Source organism: Streptomyces venetus (assembly GCF_039540295.1).
In the GTDB taxonomy this organism is placed as follows: domain Bacteria; phylum Actinomycetota; class Actinomycetes; order Streptomycetales; family Streptomycetaceae; genus Streptomyces; species Streptomyces venetus.
The window spans coordinates 757,259-773,949 of sequence record NZ_BAABET010000001.1; the positions used below are offsets into that span (position 1 = coordinate 757,259).

General features: G+C 72.4%; 12 protein-coding genes and 1 pseudogene. 4 read left to right on the top strand and 9 right to left on the bottom strand.

The window, feature by feature from the left end:
* Both ABEA82_RS03300 and ABEA82_RS03305 read left to right on the top strand, forming a co-directional pair.
* Positions 1-1,158, top strand: a complete 1,158-nt coding sequence (locus ABEA82_RS03300; protein ID WP_345659802.1) for a glycosyltransferase — start codon at positions 1-3, stop codon at positions 1,156-1,158.
* Positions 1,155-1,808, top strand: a complete 654-nt coding sequence (locus ABEA82_RS03305) for a YveK family protein (RefSeq protein ID WP_345659803.1) — start codon at positions 1,155-1,157, stop codon at positions 1,806-1,808. Before ABEA82_RS03300 ends, ABEA82_RS03305 begins: the two co-directional genes overlap by 4 nt.
* A gap of 77 nt (positions 1,809-1,885) precedes the next feature.
* On the opposite strand, the gene ABEA82_RS03310 is transcribed toward ABEA82_RS03305, so the two are convergent.
* Positions 1,886-3,145 carry a glycoside hydrolase family 26 protein gene (locus ABEA82_RS03310; protein WP_345659804.1) on the bottom strand — a complete coding sequence of 420 codons (1,260 nt, stop codon included), beginning with the start codon at positions 3,143-3,145 and terminating at the stop codon, positions 1,886-1,888.
* A 168-nt stretch (positions 3,146-3,313) separates the two neighbouring features.
* Here ABEA82_RS03310 and ABEA82_RS03315 point away from each other — a divergent pair, with 168 nt between their 5' ends.
* Together ABEA82_RS03315 and ABEA82_RS03320 are read left to right on the top strand one after the other, a co-directional pair.
* On the top strand, positions 3,314-4,567 hold the full coding sequence (locus ABEA82_RS03315) for a carboxylate--amine ligase (RefSeq protein ID WP_345659805.1): 1,254 nt from the start codon (positions 3,314-3,316) through the stop codon (positions 4,565-4,567).
* Positions 4,567-5,835 (top strand): NAD(P)-binding domain-containing protein, encoded by a 1,269-nt coding sequence (locus tag ABEA82_RS03320; protein WP_345659806.1) that lies wholly within the window; start codon positions 4,567-4,569, stop codon positions 5,833-5,835. Before ABEA82_RS03315 ends, ABEA82_RS03320 begins: the two co-directional genes overlap by 1 nt.
* A gap of 320 nt (positions 5,836-6,155) precedes the next feature.
* On the opposite strand, the gene ABEA82_RS03325 is transcribed toward ABEA82_RS03320, so the two are convergent.
* The 8 genes and pseudogenes from ABEA82_RS03325 to iolC all read right to left on the bottom strand — a co-directional run bounded on the left by ABEA82_RS03325 (position 6,156) and on the right by iolC (position 16,488).
* Positions 6,156-6,878, bottom strand: a complete 723-nt coding sequence (locus ABEA82_RS03325) for a chaplin (protein ID WP_345659807.1) — start codon at positions 6,876-6,878, stop codon at positions 6,156-6,158.
* 325 nt (positions 6,879-7,203) lie between these two features.
* On the bottom strand, positions 7,204-8,070 hold the full coding sequence (locus ABEA82_RS03330; protein ID WP_345659808.1) for an ABC transporter permease: 867 nt from the start codon (positions 8,068-8,070) through the stop codon (positions 7,204-7,206).
* The gene (locus tag ABEA82_RS03335) at positions 8,067-10,724 is read right to left on the bottom strand and encodes a CocE/NonD family hydrolase (RefSeq protein WP_345659809.1); all 2,658 of its coding nucleotides are present in this window, start codon (positions 10,722-10,724) and stop codon (positions 8,067-8,069) included. The genes ABEA82_RS03330 and ABEA82_RS03335 overlap by 4 nt, the downstream gene beginning before the upstream one ends.
* A 240-nt stretch (positions 10,725-10,964) precedes the next feature.
* Positions 10,965-12,467: a CoA-acylating methylmalonate-semialdehyde dehydrogenase gene (gene mmsA, locus ABEA82_RS03340; protein WP_345659810.1), complete on the bottom strand. Its 1,503-nt coding sequence runs from the start codon at positions 12,465-12,467 to the stop codon at positions 10,965-10,967.
* Between the two features lie 14 nt (positions 12,468-12,481).
* Positions 12,482-14,365 (bottom strand): 3D-(3,5/4)-trihydroxycyclohexane-1,2-dione acylhydrolase (decyclizing), encoded by a 1,884-nt coding sequence (gene iolD, locus ABEA82_RS03345; protein WP_345659811.1) that lies wholly within the window; start codon positions 14,363-14,365, stop codon positions 12,482-12,484.
* Positions 14,366-14,436: 71 nt separating this feature from the next.
* Positions 14,437-14,613 (bottom strand): annotated as a pseudogene (locus ABEA82_RS03350) (5-deoxy-glucuronate isomerase); the annotation flags it as partial.
* Between the two features lie 46 nt (positions 14,614-14,659).
* Positions 14,660-15,541: a Cgl0159 family (beta/alpha)8-fold protein gene (locus ABEA82_RS03355; protein WP_345659812.1), complete on the bottom strand. Its 882-nt coding sequence runs from the start codon at positions 15,539-15,541 to the stop codon at positions 14,660-14,662.
* Positions 15,538-16,488, bottom strand: coding sequence for a 5-dehydro-2-deoxygluconokinase (gene iolC / locus ABEA82_RS03360; RefSeq protein ID WP_345659813.1), 951 nt, complete (start codon positions 16,486-16,488; stop codon positions 15,538-15,540). The genes ABEA82_RS03355 and iolC overlap by 4 nt, the downstream gene beginning before the upstream one ends.
* Between the last annotated feature and the right edge of the window lie 203 nt (positions 16,489-16,691).

A 16,691-nucleotide genomic window follows, 5' to 3' on the forward strand; every position in this document is an offset into this window, starting at 1 on the left:
ATGAGGGCTCTGCACATCATCACCGGCCTCGGGGTCGGCGGGGCCGAGCAGCAGCTGCGTCTCATGCTGCGTCATCTGCCCGTGGACTGCGACGTCGTGACGCTCACCAACCCCGGTGCGGTCGCCGAGGGGCTCACCGCCGACGGCGTCCGCGTCACGCATCTCGGCATGGGCGGCAACCGTGACCTGGCCGCGCTGCCGCGCCTGGTGCGGCTGATCCGCGCGGGCGGCTACGACCTGGTGCACACCCACCTGTACCGGGCCTGCGTCTACGGCCGGCTCGCCGCCCGGATCGCCGGGGTCCGGGCGGTCGTCGCCACCGAGCACTCCCTGGGCGACTCGCAGATGGAGGGCCGCCGGCTGACGGCCGGGGTGCGCAGGCTGTACCTCGCCAGCGAGCGGCTCGGGTCGGCGACGGTCGCCGTCTCCCCGACGGTGGCCGATCGCCTGAAGCGCTGGGGCGTGCCCGCGCCGCGTATCGAGGTCGTCCCGAACGGCATCGACGTGGACCGCTTCCGCTTCGATGCGCAGCGGCGCGAGGAGGCCCGCGGGCACCTCGGCCTGCCGGCGGACGCGTTCGTCGTCGGCGGCGTCGGCCGGCTCGCCCCGGGGAAGCGGTTCGACGTCCTCGTCCGCGCGCTCGGCCGGCTCCCGGACGACCACTGGCTGCTGCTGGTGGGCGGGGGTCCCGAGGAAGGGGCCCTGCGCCGCACGGCCGCCGAGGCCGGGGTGGCCGGTCGTGTCGTGTTCGCCGGTGAGCGTCCCTACGTGGCCGACGGTTCGCCCGGCCCCGACCTGCCCGCGCTCACCTCGGCGATGGACCTGTTCGCCGCCCCGTCCACCGACGAGGCGTTCGGTCTGGCGGCCGTGGAGGCGCTGGCGTCCGGCCTGCCCGTGCTCTACGCGTCCTGCCCGGCGATCGAGGACGTGCGCCCGCCGGACGCCGCCGACGACGGCGTCCGGCGGGTGCGCGGCGGCCCCGAGGCCTACGCCCGCGCGATCGCCGAGGTCAGCGCGGCCGGCCCCCGGCCGCGCGTGGCCTCGCAGGTCGCGCACCACTACAGCATCACCCACTGCGCGGCCCGTCTCACCGACGTGTACGCGGCAGCCGTCTCCAGTTCGCCGTCCCCCTCACTTCTGGGAGCCAACTCGTCATGACCGACACTCCGACCCGTCAGCGCCGCCTGTCCCTGGCCCGTCTCAGGGCGCTGCCGCTGTGGTCCGTGCTCGCGGCCGGCACCCTCGCCGGGGGCCTCGTCGGCGGTTCGTACGGCGTGCTCACCCCCTCGACGTACACGGCCACCAGCTATGTCATCGCCGTGCCGACGGGGAAGTCCACGCCGGACGCCGCCCTCGGCTTCGCCCAGGCGTACGGCCGGGTCGCCACACAGCTCGCGGTGCTCGGGGACGCGCAGGTGTGGGCGGGTGTGCCGGTGCGCACCCTGCAGCGCAGTGTGCGCTCGGCGACGTCGCCCGATGCGCCGATGGTCGCCGTCTCGGCCACCTCCTCGAACCCCGCCCTCGCCGTCGACATGGCCAACGCGGTCACCCGCGCGCTGACCCGGCACGCCGACGACAGCAGGGGCAACACCAACGTGCGGCTCGTGCAGTTCTCACGGGCGGTGGAGCCGAGCGAGCCGACGTCCGCGTCAGCGGCGGTGACCGGTCTGGTGGGCGCGAGCGCGGGTGGTCTGCTCGGCGGCCTCGCCCTGCTGGCGCGGCCGCGGAGGAACGGCCAGGACGACGCCGCCCCGGCCCCCTCGGTGCCCGGCCCGGCCGCCGCCGCCGATGTGCGCGGCGGCCGGTGACGTCGGTGGGCCCGGCCGTGCCGGTGGCGGCGGATCCCGAGGCGGGTCGGCCGCCACCGGCCGGGTGGACGGGCGCCCTACCACCAGTCGAAGCGGAGGCAGAGCTTCCCTCCGAGCCACTCCTCCACCCAACTGCCCAGGTCCAGCGGGGTGCAGTCCGCCGGGGGCGGTGGGGTGCCGGGCGGGGTCGACGGGGTCGGTTGCGGCGTGGGCGTGCCGGGCGAGGTCGCCTCGTCGGTGCGGCCGAAGAGGGCCGACCGGTAGAGGTGGGACGACTTCGGGTTGGCCGCGCACTGCCACACACCGTGCGGGCAGTAGTCGGTCAGCGTGTTGTAGAGCGGTTTGTGCTCCTCCATCCAGTCGAGCATGCTCCGCATGTACTCGGGATTGTCACCGTTGCGGAAGAGTCCCCATTCCGGATAGGAAATGGGTTTGCCGTGAGCCCTCGCGAAATCCACGTGGTCCTGAAGCCCGTAGGGCTCTTTCACCTGTTGCTCGAACGACATGCCGGTCGGCTGGTCATAGGAATCCATGCCGATGATGTCGACGGTGTCGTCCCCCGGATAGCATTTCGTCCAGGGAACGGCGTCCACACCACGGCTCGGCGTGAAATCGAACCGAAATTTCTGGCCCGGCACGGAACGCATGGTGGTGACGATCCTGTTCCAGTACTTCTTCCAGGCCTCCGGGTCCGGCCCACAGCGATGGGTGTACGTCGTGCCGTTCATCTCCCAGCCGAGCACGATGATCGTGTCCGGCACCTTCAGGTCCACCAGCCGTTCGGCGAGGACACGGAAGTGGTGATCGAACTCTCCGGCCGCACCCTGCCGCAGCAGCCGCCGGACCTCGTTGTCGGAGACGCCCTCCTCGTTGCGCTCCTGCATGGGGACGTTGAGGACGAGCATCCGGTCGGCCTTCTTGTTGCGCCACTGCGCCCATACGTCCAGGAAGTCGGGGGCGCCCTCGATGTCGCGCCAGCGGTGGCCCGGCAGGTAGGTGTGCCCGGCACGGAGCTCGGTGCCGCCCAGCCAGTGGCTGAACAGCGGCATCCGGGCCACGCCACGGGCGTCGGACTTGAGGAAGACCCCGACGGCCGGGGCTTCTTCCGTCACCGGGGTGGTGGAGGGGACAGGTGTCACGGGCACGGGGACGGCCGGAGGTGTGAGGGCCGAGGGCGAGGCCACGGGCGCCGGGGTCGGCGCCGGAGCCCGAGGTTCGGCGGCGCGCGCCACCCCCACCCCCACTGCGGGGCCGGACGCCAGGGCGGCCGACGCGGTGACCGCTGCCGCGCCCAGGGCCAGCCGGCGGACCCCGGTCCGCTTGTGCTGTGGGGCCATGCCTGCTCCTTTCTTCGCTCTCGTCCGGACTGCTGCCGAGGTTCTTGTTATTGACGGGCAGTCATATGAAGTGAGTCACAGAAAAGCACATGACGCCACAACCGTTGCGGCTTTCGAGTGCCGGGCTCGCCCGAGTGGGTGAGCCGGCCGAAGAGAAAGAGAGAATTCGTGTCGCTGCTCGACACCCGCGTCCCCGCCGTTGTGCTGCGGATCGACCGGAATCCCTTTCACCACGGAACGCTGGGGGCCGTGCGTTCGCTCGGCAGGGCGGGCGTGGAGGTACACGTCGTCGCGGATTGCGAGGGGAGTCCCGTCGGCGCGTCACGTTATGTACGTCAGATTCATCCCCCGCCCCTGCCGGGAGCCTCCCCGGACGAGATTCTCGCCGTGCTGCGGCAGGTGGCCGACCGGATCGCGCGCCCCGCCGTGCTGGTCCCGATGGACGACGCGAGCGCAATCGCCGTGCTCCGGATGCGGGACGCGCTCGCGCCCTCCTACCTGCTGCCGGCGATGCCGGGCACGCTGGCCGAGAGCGTCGCCGACAAGGCGGAACTGGCCGCCGTGTGCGCGGCCACCGACGTCCCGCACCCGGTGACCCTGGTCCCGGACAGTCCGGCGGAGGTCGCCGACGCCATGCGGCAGCTCGGGCTGCCGGTGGTGGCGAAGTGGAGCCGGCCCTGGCTGCTGCCCACCGGCAGCGGGCTGCGCAGCACGGTGCTGGCGCGGTCCGTGCAGCAGGCCCGGGAGCTGTTCCTGCGCACCGAGGAAGCGGGCAGCCAGCTGCTGCTCCAGGCGTACCTGGCGCCGGGGCCGGACCGGGACTGGTTCTTCCACGGCTACGCCGACCACTCGGGCACCGTGCGCGCCGGCGGGTCGGGCCGCAAGCAGCTGTCCTGGCCGCGGGGGGCGGGGCTGACCGCGGTGGGCTCCTGGACACCGAACACGGAGGTGCGGGCGCTGGCCGAGCGGCTCACCGCCAAGCTGGGCTACCGGGGCATCTTCGACCTCGACTTCCGCCGCTGCGGTGAGACGGGCCGCTACCACCTGCTCGACTTCAACCCGCGCACCGGCGCCCAGTTCCGGCTCTTCGCGGACCGGGCGGGACTGGACGTCGTACGGGCCCTGCACCTGGACCTGACGGGCCGTCCGCTGCCGGACGGGGCCCCCATGGCCGGACGGGCGTTCGTGGTGGAGAACTACGCGCCGCTGGCCGCGCTGCGTGCGGCGCCGGGCGGGCGCGAACTGGCCTGGTACGCCGCGGACGACCGCTCTCCCGGACGGGCCATGTGGGCGCTGTGGTGCCGGCATGTGTCCCGGCGGCTGCGCGAGCGGCTGAGCACGACGACGGCGACGCCGGCGCCACGGCTGATCCCCCGGGCGGCCTCGCCCTCCCTGACCGACAACGAGAAAGCGAGCAGTTGATGGTGTACGACCTTCTGGTGGTGGGCGCAGGCCCCTACGGTCTGTCGATCGCGTCCCACGCCGCGTCCGCCGGGCTGAACCTGCGCGTGTTCGGCCGGCCCATGGCGTCCTGGCGGGACAACATGCCCCGCGGCATGTTCCTGAAGTCGGAACCGTGGGCGTCCAACCTCTCCGACCCGGACGGTCGGTGGCGTCTGGACGTCTACTGCGCGGAACAGGGCCTGACGGCGCGCCACGCCAAGCCGATCCCGGTCGAGGCGTTCGCGGAGTACGGCCTGTGGTTCGCGCGGAACGCGGTGCCGGAGGTGGACGAGCGCACGGTCACCCGGGTGGCGGCCGGGCCCGGCGGCTTCACGGCGGTCACCGAGGACGGGGAGGAGGTGCACGCCCGGACGGTGGCCCTGGCGGTCGGTGTGATGCCGTTCGTCGAGGTACCGCAGGCGCTGCGCGGACTGCACCCGGCGCTGGTGACGCACAGCAGCCACCACAGCGACCTCGACCGCTTCCGCGGCAAGGACGTCACGGTGATCGGCGGCGGCCAGGCGGCCCTGGAGACGGCGGCGCTGCTCGCCGAGCAGGGCACCACCGTACGGGTGCTGGCGCGGGCGGACCGGCTGGTGTGGAACGACGTGCCGCCGCCCTGGGAGCGCCCCTGGTGGCAGTCGGTCCGCTCCCCGCACAGCGGTCTCGGCCCCGGGTGGAAGAACTGGTTCTACGCGGAGCGCCCCAACCTGTTCCGGCGGCTGCCGGAGCCGACCCGGGCCCGTATCGCGACCACGGCGCTGGGGCCGGCGGGCGCGTGGTGGGTGCGGGACCGGGTGGAGGGTGTCGTGGAGCTGCTGCCGGGCCATGAGGTCACCGCGGCCGCCGCGGTGCCGGGCGGGGTACGGCTGGACACGGTGAGCCGTGCGGGCGCCCTGCGCAGCCTGGAGACCGAGCACGTCATCGCCGCGACGGGGTTCCGGGCGCGCTGCGACCGGCTGGGGCTGCTCTCCGCCGAGTTGCGCGGATCGCTGGCGGCGCTGCCCGACGGTTCTCCCGCGGTCGGGCACGGCTTCGAGTCCTCACAGCCCGGCCTGTTCTTCGCGGGCCTGGTCACGGCCTCAGGCTTCGGCCCGGCCATGCGTTTCGTCCAGGGAGCGTCGTTCACGGCGTCGACGCTCGTCCGCGGAGTGAACCGCCGGCTCGGGACGGCACCGGCGAAGGGCACCGTCCCGGCACCGGTGAGCGGCAGCCGGAGCGAGTCGCCGTCGCCGGTACGCCGCTAGGAACCCGGCGTTCCGGGCCGCCGACGGGAAGAGAGCCGTCGGCGGTCCGGTCCCGCTGCCGTGTCCGCCGCCGGGGGGACCACTGGTGACACCCCCCGGACCGTGGTCGACGGGGGGTGCGGGTCGTGCTGTCCCGGAGGGCCGGAGTCGTGTGGCCGGGACCATGACGGAGTGGGCGACGGTGCCGCGGGAGATGCGCTGCCGGCCGGCCCGTACCGCGTTCGGCCCCGGACCGGCTGGAGCTGCCTCGGGTGGTGGCAGGCGCCGGTCCGGGGTGGGGTGCGGGTGCCGGACGGGTCGCGTCCGGCACCCGGTGACAGTTAGCGCGACCAGCTGGTGCGGCCGCGGCGGTACAGCATCACGCCGCCGGCCATCAGGGCGGCGCTGACGGCCGAGGCGGCCGCCAGTGCCTCACTGCCGGTCTCGGCCAGCTGGGGCAGCGGGCCGCTCTCCTCCTCCGTGGTGGACGGCGTCTCGCTCTCCTCCCGAGGCGTGGTCGAGGAGCCCGGCTTCTCCTTGTCGTGCGGGGTGGGGCGCTCCTCCTTGACCGGGGGCGTGCGCTCCTCGCCCGGCTTCGTGGTCTCGTCCTCGTGGCCGTAACCACCGCCGTGGTCGTCGCCGTACGAGCCGTTCTCGCAGTCGTTCTTGGCCGCCTCGTTGAACAGAGCCAGTCCGTCGACGCTGTTGCCGCACACGTTCAACGGCGCGTCGACCGGCACCTGCACGACGTTCCCGGAGCCCACGCCGGGGGAACCCTTCGCGATCCCCGACGCCTCCGCGCCATACCCCTTCGAGCCGTGGGAGTCGTTGCGGCAGGCGTTGCCGAACGACTCGTTGAGCGCCGCGATCACGTTGACGGTGTTGCCGCACAGGTTGATCGGAACGTCGACCGGCACCTGCACGTTGTTCCCGGACAGCACACCAGGAGAATCCTTGGCCACTCCCGACGCGTCCGAGTCGGCGAGGGCGGGGCTGCCGTACAGGGACAGAATCCCCGTGGCGGCCGCCGCCGCGAACGCTCCCTTGCTCAGGGTCTGTCGCATTGCGTTGTCCTCCTGCTTTGAAGAATTGGGGCGGCCGACCTCGGAACGAAGATCCACGTTCGGGGTCGGCGGAGTGGCGGCATGAACGGTCGCAGCGCTGCTCAGGAATGGGGCGTGTGAATGCCGGCTCGCGTCAAAGGGGCAGAAGCGGCGGCCGCCGCGACGGTCATTGCCTCCTTGAGCACTGCGCGTTCCTTTCTCGTGGCGCCGCATGCTCTACTGCCTCATCAACCCGGCACAGGGGAATTGGTTCCGCAGGTTCACCCGGTTGGCCCGCCCCGCACAGCGGGAAGGTCGCCTCGGTGTCGGTCCGGGTGTCAGTCCCCTAGGAGACGACGTCCTTGCGGGCGAAACCGCGGAAGGCCAGGGCGAACAGCACGAGCGCGTACGTCACGGAGATCGAGGTGCCCTGGATCATGTCCGACCACTCCATCTGGGGCCGGACGGCGTCGAGCCAGGCGTACTGCCAGTGCGCGGGCAGGAAGTGGCGCCAGTCGCCGAGGGCCGTCACCTCGTCGAGGACGCTGCCGATGATGGTCAGGAACACCGCGCCGCCGACCGCGCCGAGCGGTGCGTCCGTCCGGGTCGACAGGTAGAACGCCAGGGCGGCGGTGACCAGTTGGGACACCATGATGTACGCGACGACGATCAGGATGCGCTGGGCCGCCGTACCCGTGGACAGACTGCCGCCGGTGGGGAGTTCGAGCGGGCCCCAGCCGTAGGCCGCCGTGCCGACGGCGAGGGCGACGACCGGGAGCAGGACCATCGCCGCGAGGCTGAGGGTGAGTCCGACGGCGAGCTTGGACCACAGCAGCCGGGCCCGGGGCACGGGGGCCGCGAGCAGGTAACGCAGGGAGGACCAGCTGGCCTCCGAGGCGACCGTGTCCCCGCAGAACAGGGCGACGGGGATGACGAGCAGGAAGCCGGCCGCGGAGAAGAGGTTGACCGCGGCGAAGTTGGCGCCGGACGCGGTCGCGGTGTCCATGAGGTTGACGCGGTTGTTGTTGCCGCCCGGGTCGCCGCCGACCTGGAAGGCGATGAGCAGGATGACCGGCAGGGCGAGCAGGACGCCGCCCATGACGAGCGTGCGGCGCCGCTTCAGCTGCCGGACCAGCTCGACCCGCAGGGGCAGGGTGCGGCCCGCGCGGTAGCCGTCGGCGACCTCGACGGGCGGCTCGGCGAGCTTGCTCATGCTTCGGCTCCGATCAGGGTGAGGAAGGCGTCCTCCAGACGGCGGTGGGGGCCGATCGACCGCACCGGCACGTCCAGCCGTACGAGTTCGGCGACCAGGCGCTGCGGGGTGCCGTCGGCGTCGAGCTGGACGAGGAGGCCCTCGTCGGTGCGGACGGCCGAGGCGACGCCCGGCAGCGCGGTGACCTTCTCCACGACGGGCTCCTCCACGGGCGTTGCCGTGCCGACGAGGAGGGTGTCGCCCGAGCCGACGATGTCCTCGACCGGGCCCGCCTGGACGAGCTGTCCGTGGTCCATCACGACCAGGTGGGTGCAGGTCTGCTCGACCTCCGCGAGGAGGTGGCTGGAGACGATGACCGTGCGGCCGGCGGCGGCGTAGCGGATCATCACCTCGCGCATCTCGCGGATCTGGGGCGGGTCCAGGCCGTTGGTCGGTTCGTCGAGGATGAGCAGGTCGGGCAGGCCGAGCATGGCCTGGGCGATGGCGAGGCGCTGGCGCATGCCCTGGGAGTAGGTGCGGACCGCGCGGGCGAGGGCGTCGCCCAGGCCGGCGATCTCCAGGGCCTCCTCCAGGTGCGCGTCCTCGGGCGGGCGGCCGGTGGCGCGCCAGTACAGCTCCAGGTTCTCGCGGCCGGACAGGTGCGGCAGGAAGCCGGCGCCCTCGACGAAGGCGCCGACCCGGGAGAGGACCGGGGCGCCGGCGCTGATGGCGTGGCCGAAGACGCGGATCTCACCGCCGTCCGGCTTGATGAGGCCCATCAGCATGCGCAGCGTGGTCGTCTTGCCCGCGCCGTTGGGGCCGAGCAGGCCCAGGACCTGGCCCTTCTCCACCCGGAAGGAGAGGTCCTTGACGGCGTACCGGTCGGTGGACTTGGCGTACCGCTTGGTCAGGTCCGTGATCTGGAGGGGCACTTCGGCGAGCTCGGGGTCCGGCGGGGCGGGAGCCGCCGTGCGGCGGCGTCCCGTGACGATCAGCGCGGCCGCGATCACGGCGCCGGCCATCGGCAGCCACCACACCCACGCGGGCAGCCCGCCCTGGTTGTCGCGCTGACCGAGGGCGGAGGGCACCTTCAGGTCGCCCTTGAGGGAGACGGTGTAGGTGGCCGGGGCGGCCGGGGAGGCGTAGCCGAGGTCCGTCGAGGCGAGGACCAGGCGGAGCCGGTGGCCGTCGTCGATCTCGTGGTCGATCGCCGGGAGGGTGACGGTGACGTCCTTGCCGGCCTCGGCGCCCTCGACCCGGAGGGGGGTGACGAGCTGGGAGGGCAGCACCTGCTGGGTGCCGCCGCCCGGGCCGACGTCGTAGAGCTTCGCGAAGAGGACGGCGTCGTCGCTGGTGGACTCGACGTGGACGGTGGCGGTGGGCGAGCCGGTGATCTGGAGGTCCTCGCGCATCGGCGCGGACTCGAACGCGGCGAACTGGCCGGGGAAGTCGAGGGAGATGCCGATGCCGAGGGTGGAGAGCTGGCTGAGGCCGCCGGCGCCGCCGAGGCCGGGCAGCGCGGAGACGCCGGGCGGGCTGGCGCCGGGCGGGTTGTCGAAGCTCTGCTCGCGGCCGGTCAGGGCGACGGAGCGGGACTTGCTCTCCAGGCCGGGGTAGCGGTCCGAGGTGACGCCGGTCAGCCGGGGTTCGCCGTCGCCGGAGCCCTGGCCGAGGGTGCGGGTGACGCGGAAGGCGGGGCCGGTGTCGACGCCCTTGTCCTGCTTGAGGTAGCGGTCGAACCAGGACTTCACGCGCCCCTGGACACGGCTGCTCTCCATGTCGCCGCCGTCGTGGCCGCCGGCGATCCAGTCGACGTCGACGGGGGCGCCGTTCGCACGGATGGTCTTCGCGGCCCGGTCGGCCTGGCCGAGCGGGAAGAGGGAGTCGGACTGGCCCTGCATCAGCAGCGTCGGCACCTTGATGCGGTCGCCGACGGCGGACGGAGAGCGCTCTTCGAGCATCTTGCGTGCCTGGGCGTCCGGCCGGCCCGACTCGGCGACCCGCTCGTACATCCGGCACAGTGCGGGCTCGAACCGCTCGCAGCCGCCGCCGGTGTTGACGAAGATGCCGGCCCACAGCTTCTTGAACACGCCGTTCGGGAACAGCGCGTCGGCGAGGTTCCAGTACGTGATCGCCGGGGCGATGGCGTCGACGCGGGGGTCGTGTCCCGCCGTGAGCAGGGCGATGGCGCCGCCGTAGGAACCGCCGGCCATGCCCACGCGCGGGTCGCCGGGCTTGTCGAGTTCGACCTGGGGCTGCTTCGCCAGCCAGTCGAGGAGCTTCGAGACGTCGGCGACCTCGCCCTTCGGGTCGTTCAGGCCGATCTTCCCGTTGGTCTTGCCGAAGCCGCGGGCGGACCAGGTCAGGACCGCGTAGCCGTCTCTGGCGAGGTCCTCGGCCTGCTGCCGGACGTCGTTCTTGCTGCCGCCGAAGCCGTGCCCGAGCAGGACGGCGGGGCGTCGGCGGTCTCCTCCGGAGGTGAAGAAGGAGCTGTCGATCCGCACGCCGTCTTCGGTGCCCAGGAGGCGGTCCGTCCGCTGCACCGGGGGCGCTTCGTCGCCGGCGACGGCCGTCCATGTTCCCGCGCCTGCGAGCACGACGACGGCGGCCCCGGCGGCCAGGAGCCTCCGGGGCCGCCGCAGCAGCCCGTGCAGTCCAGGCAATCGAAGATCCATGCGTCAACGGTACGGGGTGAACCTGTCGAACAGTTGTCGACCGGAGGCCGAAGTGAAAGCCCTTCCAGGGGTGTACACGGGGTTTCGGTGTACTGCGGGTGGTGTACGGCGGCGAGCTCGGGCGGTGATGTTGTCGGCCGAGTGCGGGCTCGTCGGGGCTGGTCGCGCAGTTCCCCGCGCCCCTCGGGGCGATGCGCACAGGGGCGCCTGCAGAAGCTGCGGGCGCCCCTCAGGAAAACCTCAGTGGTTGCGTGGGAAGCCAAGGTCCACGCCTGACGGGGCGTCGGCCGGGTCGGGCCAGCGGGTGGTGACGACCTTGCCGCGGGTGTAGAAGTGCGTGCCGTCGTTGCCGTAGATGTGGTGGTCGCCGAAGAGCGAGTCCTTCCAGCCGCCGAAGGAGTGGTAGCCCACGGGGACCGGGATCGGGACGTTCACGCCGACCATGCCCGCCTCGACCTCCAGCTGGAAGCGGCGGGCCGCGCCGCCGTCCCGGGTGAAGATCGCGGTGCCGTTGCCGAACGGCGAGGCGTTGACGATGTCCAGGGCCTCCTCGTAGGTCTCCGTGCGCAGCACGCACAGGACCGGGCCGAAGATCTCGTCCCGGTAGGCCTTCGCCGAGGTGGGCACCTTGTCGAGCAGCGAGATGCCGATCCAGTGGCCGTCCTCGAAGCCGTCGACCGTGTAGCCGGTGCCGTCCAGGACCACCTCGGCGCCCTCGGCCGCCGCGCCCTCGACGTAGGAGGCGACCTTGTCGCGGTGGACCTTGGTGATGAGCGGGCCCATCTCGGAGGTCGGGTCGTTGCCGGGACCGATCTTGATCTTCTCGGCGCGCTCGCGGATCTTCTCCACCAGTTCGTCGCCGATCGAGCCGACCGCGACGACCGCCGAGATCGCCATGCAGCGCTCGCCGGCCGAGCCGTAGGCGGCGGACACGGCGGCGTCGGCGGCCGCGTCGAGGTCGGCGTCCGGGAGGACCAGCATGTGGTTCTTGGCGCCGCCGAGGGCCTGGACGCGCTTGCCGTTCGCGGAGGCCGTGGTGTGGATGTAGCGGGCGATCGGGGTCGAGCCGACGAAGGAGACGGCCTTGACGTCCGGGTGCTCCAGCAGGCGGTCGACGGCCACCTTGTCGCCGTGGACGACGTTGAAGACACCGTCGGGCAGGCCCGCCTCGGCGAGCAGCTCGGCGATCTTGACCGAGGCCGACGGGTCCTTCTCGGACGGCTTCAGCACGAACGTGTTGCCGCACGCGATGGCGATGGGGAACATCCACATCGGCACCATCGCCGGGAAGTTGAACGGGGTGATGCCCGCGACCACGCCGAGCGGCTGCCGGATCGAGGAGACGTCGACGCGGCTCGCGACCTGCGTGGACAGCTCGCCCTTCAGCTGGACGCTGATGCCGCAGGCCAGGTCGACGATCTCCAGGCCGCGCGCCACCTCGCCGAGCGCGTCACTGTGCACCTTGCCGTGCTCGGCGGTGATCAGCTCGGCGATGGCGTCCCGGTTGGCGTCCAGCAGCGCCCGGAACTTGAACAGGATCGAGGTCCGCTGGGCCAGCGAGGACTGGCCCCAGGTGGTGAAGGCCTCCTTGGCGGCGGCGACCGCCGCGTCCACCTCGTCGACCGAGGCGAACGCGACCTTCGTCGTCACCGCGCCGGTCGCCGGATCGGTCACCGGCCCGTGCGTGCCCGAGGCGCCTTCGACGGTCTTGCCGCCGATCCAGTGGTTGACGATCTTCGTCATGGCCGGGAACTCCTTCACAGATGGCGGCGTCGGGTGGAGACGTGCCGTTCGTACAGCTCACGTGCCTTGACCGCGGACGGCCGTGTCGCGGTCTCGGCCACGGGTACATCCCACCAGGCCTGCGCGGGAGGCGCGCCCGACACTGTGTCTGCCGTTTGGGTCTCCACGTAGACACATGTGGGAGTGTCGGCGGCCCGGGCCTCCGCGAGGGCCTGACCGAGGTCCCGTACGGTCTTCGCGCGCAGCACGCGCATGCCGAGGCTGGCCGCGTTGGCGGCGAGGTCCACCGGCAGCGGCGGACCCGTGTACGTGCCGTCCTCCGCCGGGAAGCGGTACGCGGTCCCGAACCGCTCACCGCCCACCGACTCGGAGAGCCCGCCGATGGACGCGTAGCCGTGGTTCTGGATGATCAGGACCTTGATCGCGACGCCCTCCTGCACGGCCGTGACGAGCTCCGTCGGCATCATCAGGTACGTGCCGTCGCCGACCAGTGCCCACACCGGCCGGTCCGGGGCGGCCAGCTTCACGCCGATCGCGGCCGGTATCTCGTAGCCCATGCAGGAGTAGCCGTACTCCAGGTGGTACTGGTCGGACGACCGGGTCCGCCACAGTTTGTGCAGGTCGCCGGGGAGGGAGCCGGCGGCGTTGATCAGGATGTCCGACTCGTCGACGAGGGCGTCCAGGGCGCCGAGGACCTGCTGCTGGGTCGGCCGGGTGTCCGGCTCGTCCACCTCGTAGCAGGCGTCCACGCGCTGCTCCCAGCGCTCCTTGTCCTCGGTGTACTCGGTGGCGTAGGAGTCGGCGACCCGGTACGCGTGCAGCCGGAGGGCGTCGGTGAGTTCGGTCAGACCGCTGCGGGCGTCCGCGACGAGGGGCTGCCCGGCGAGCTTGTGGCCGTCGAAGGCGGCGATGTTGAGGTTGAGGAACCGGACGTTCTCGCCGGCGAAGAGCGTGCCGGAGGCGGTGGTGAAGTCGGTGTAGCGGGTGCCGACACCGATCACCAGGTCTGCGGTGCGGCCGAGTTCGGCGGCGGTGGCCGTGCCGGTGTGCCCTATGCCGCCGACGTCCTGGGGGTGGTCGTGGCGCAGGGAGCCCTTGCCGGCCTGGGTGGAGGCGACCGGGATGCCGGTGGTCTCGGCGAACTCCGCGAGCGCCTCCTCGGCGCGGCTGTGGTGGACGCCGCCGCCCGCGACGACCAGGGGCCTTGTCGCCGCACGGATGATCCCCACCGCCTCGGCGAGTTCCGTCGGGTCGGCACCGGGACGCCGTACGGTCCAGACGCGCTCGGCGAAGAACTCCTCGGGCCAGTCGTACGCCTCGGCCTGCACGTCCTGGGGCAGCGCGAGGGTGACGGCGCCGGTCTCGACGGGGTCGGTGAGGACGCGCATCGCTTGCAGCGCCGACGGGATCAGGGCCTCGGGCCGGGTGATCCGGTCGAAGTACTTCGACACCGGGCGCAGACAGTCGTTGACCGACACGTCGCCCGCGTACGGCACTTCGAGCTGCTGGAGGACGGGGTCGGCGGGGCGGGTGGCGAAGACGTCGCCGGGCAGCAGCAGCACCGGCAGGTGGTTGATGGTCGCGAGGGCCGCGCCGGTGACGAGGTTGGTGGCGCCCGGGCCGATGGAGGTCGTGACCGCGTGCGTGGAGAGGCGGCCCGACTGCCGGGCGTAGCCGACCGCCGCGTGCACCATGGCCTGTTCGTTGCGGCCCTGGTGGTACGGCATCTCCTCGGTGTGCTCCAGGAGCGCCTGGCCGATGCCGGCGACGTTGCCGTGGCCGAAGATGCCCCAGGTGGCGCCGATGAGCCGCTGCCGTACGCCGTCGCGTTCGCTGTACTGGGCCGCCAGGAAGCGCACGAGCGCCTGTGCGACCGTCAGCCTCGTCGTCGAGGTCATCGGTATCCCTCCCTCTGGGTGGACACGGGTACGCATCGGCCACTACGAACGTTCACACGGCGGGGCCGCGGGCGGCTCGCGTGGGGGACCTCCGGCGCGGGGCCGTAGCGGGCGGGGAGTTGTCGCTCGCTCTTCGCTCCTGCCAAAGCAAAGCGGCGTCCCGCGCCGGAGGCGTTCTTGACCCGGGCGTCACGGGGCGTGTGCGCGCGGTCGGTGACCGACGCGAATCCGCCCTCCCCGCCCGGGAGACGGGGCTGGTGGTCTTCTGTGCGCACCCTGGTCATGAGGCGGCCCTCACAGCAGTCCTACGGCGGTGTCCACGGCGGCGGCCACATCGCCCTGAGCCGGGTACAGCAGCGAACGGCCGACCACCAGTCCCCGCACGGTGGGCAGCTGGAGTGCGCCCCGCCACTTCTCGTACGCCCCGTCCTGGTCGTCTCCGACCTCTCCGCCGAGCAGGACGGCGGGCAGGGTGGAGGCCGCCATGACCTCGGCCATGTCGTCGGGGTTGTCGGTGACGGGCACCTTCAGCCAGGTGTAGGCGGAACTGCCGCCCAGGCCCGAGGCGATGGCGATGGACTTGGTGACGGCCTCGGCGGACAGGTCGTTCCTGACCTTGCCCTCGGGGGTGCGGTGGCTGAGGAACGGCTCGACGAAGACGGGGAGCCGGCGCGCGGCCATGTCGTCGATCGCGCGGGCGGTGGACTCCATCGTGGTGAGCGAGCCGGGGTCGTCGTAGTCGATGCGCAGCAGCAGCTTGCCGGCGTCGAAGCCGAGGCGCTCGATGTCCTCGGGGCGGTGGCCGGTGAAGCGGTCGTCGAGTTCGAAGCGGGCGCCCTGGAGGCCGCCGCGGTTCATCGATCCCAGGACGACCTTGCCGTCGAGAGCGCCGAGCAGGAGCAGGTCGTCGAGGATGTCGGCGGTCGCGAGCACTCCGTCCACGCCGGGGCGGGACAGGGCCAGGCAGAGGCGTTCGAGGAGGTCGGCCCGGTTGGCCATGGCCATGCTGTGGCCGCCGACGCCGAGGGCGCCGCGAGCCGGGTGGTCGGCGGCGACGATCATCAGGCGGCCGCTCGCGTTCAGCAGGGGCCGGCGGGGGCGGCGGGCGGCGGCCTCGGCGATCGCCTCGGGGCGGTGGCTGCGGAGGCGGACGAGTTCGGAGACGTCGACGGTCACTTGACGGCCCCCGCGGTGACGGCCGCCTCCACCTCGTCGGGCGTGGGCATCGCGGAGGAGCACTCCAGGCGGGAGGCGACGATGGCACCGGCGGCGTTGGCGTGCCGCATGGTCTTCTCCAGGTCCCAGCCGGAGAGGAGGCCGTGGACGAGGGAGCCGCCGAAGGCGTCGCCGGCGCCGAGGCCGTTGAGGACGTTCACCGGCAGCGGCGGGACCTCCGCGGTCTCGCCCTCGCGGGAGACGGCCAGCACGCCCTTGGGGCCCTGTTTGACGACCGCGAGGTCGACGCCCGCGTCGAGCAGGGCTCGGGCGGCGGCGTGGGGTTCGCGCACGCCGGTGGCGACCTCCACCTCGTCGAGGTTGCCGACGGCGACGGTGGTGTGGCGCAGGGCCTCCTCGTAGAAGGGGCGGGCCGCGTCGGGGTCGGTCCAGAACATCGGGCGCCAGTCGAGGTCGAAGACCGTCGTGCCGGACTTGGCGCGGTGGGCGAGGGCCGCGAGGGTCGCCGTACGGCTCGGCTCCTCGCTGAGGCCCGTGCCCGTGACCCAGAAGACCCGGGCCGCGCGGACGGCGTCGAGGTCGAGCTCGTGGGCGTCGATCTCCAGGTCGGGGGCCTTGGGCTGCCGGTAGAAGTACAGCGGGAAGTCGTCCGGCGGGAAGACCTCGCAGAAGGTGACCGGGGTCGGCAGGCCGGGCACCGGGGTGACCCAGCGGTCGTCCACGCCGAAGCCGCGCAGGGCCTCGTGGAGGTAGGTGCCGAAGGGGTCGTCGCCGGTCCGGGTGATCACCGCGGTGGACCGGCCCAGGCGGGCCGCGGCGACCGCGACATTGCTCGCCGACCCGCCGAGGAACTTGCCGAAGGACGTGACCTGCGGCAGCGGGACGCCCGTCTGGAGCGGATACAGGTCCACCCCGATCCGCCCCATGGTGATCAGGTCGTACGCCATCGGCTTCCCCTCGATGTCGGCTCTCCCCGGCTTTGTAGCCCCCTTCACGAAGCCCTGTCAATGTTTTGTCCGGACATTCGGACCACATCATGACAGCGCTTTCGGTCCGAGCCGCGGCCGAGTTCTGCCCCGGCCGTGTCACAAACACCCCCTTCTTGTCACAGGTGTCCCAGCTCCGCTGGGCTTATGTCACACCCTGCGCA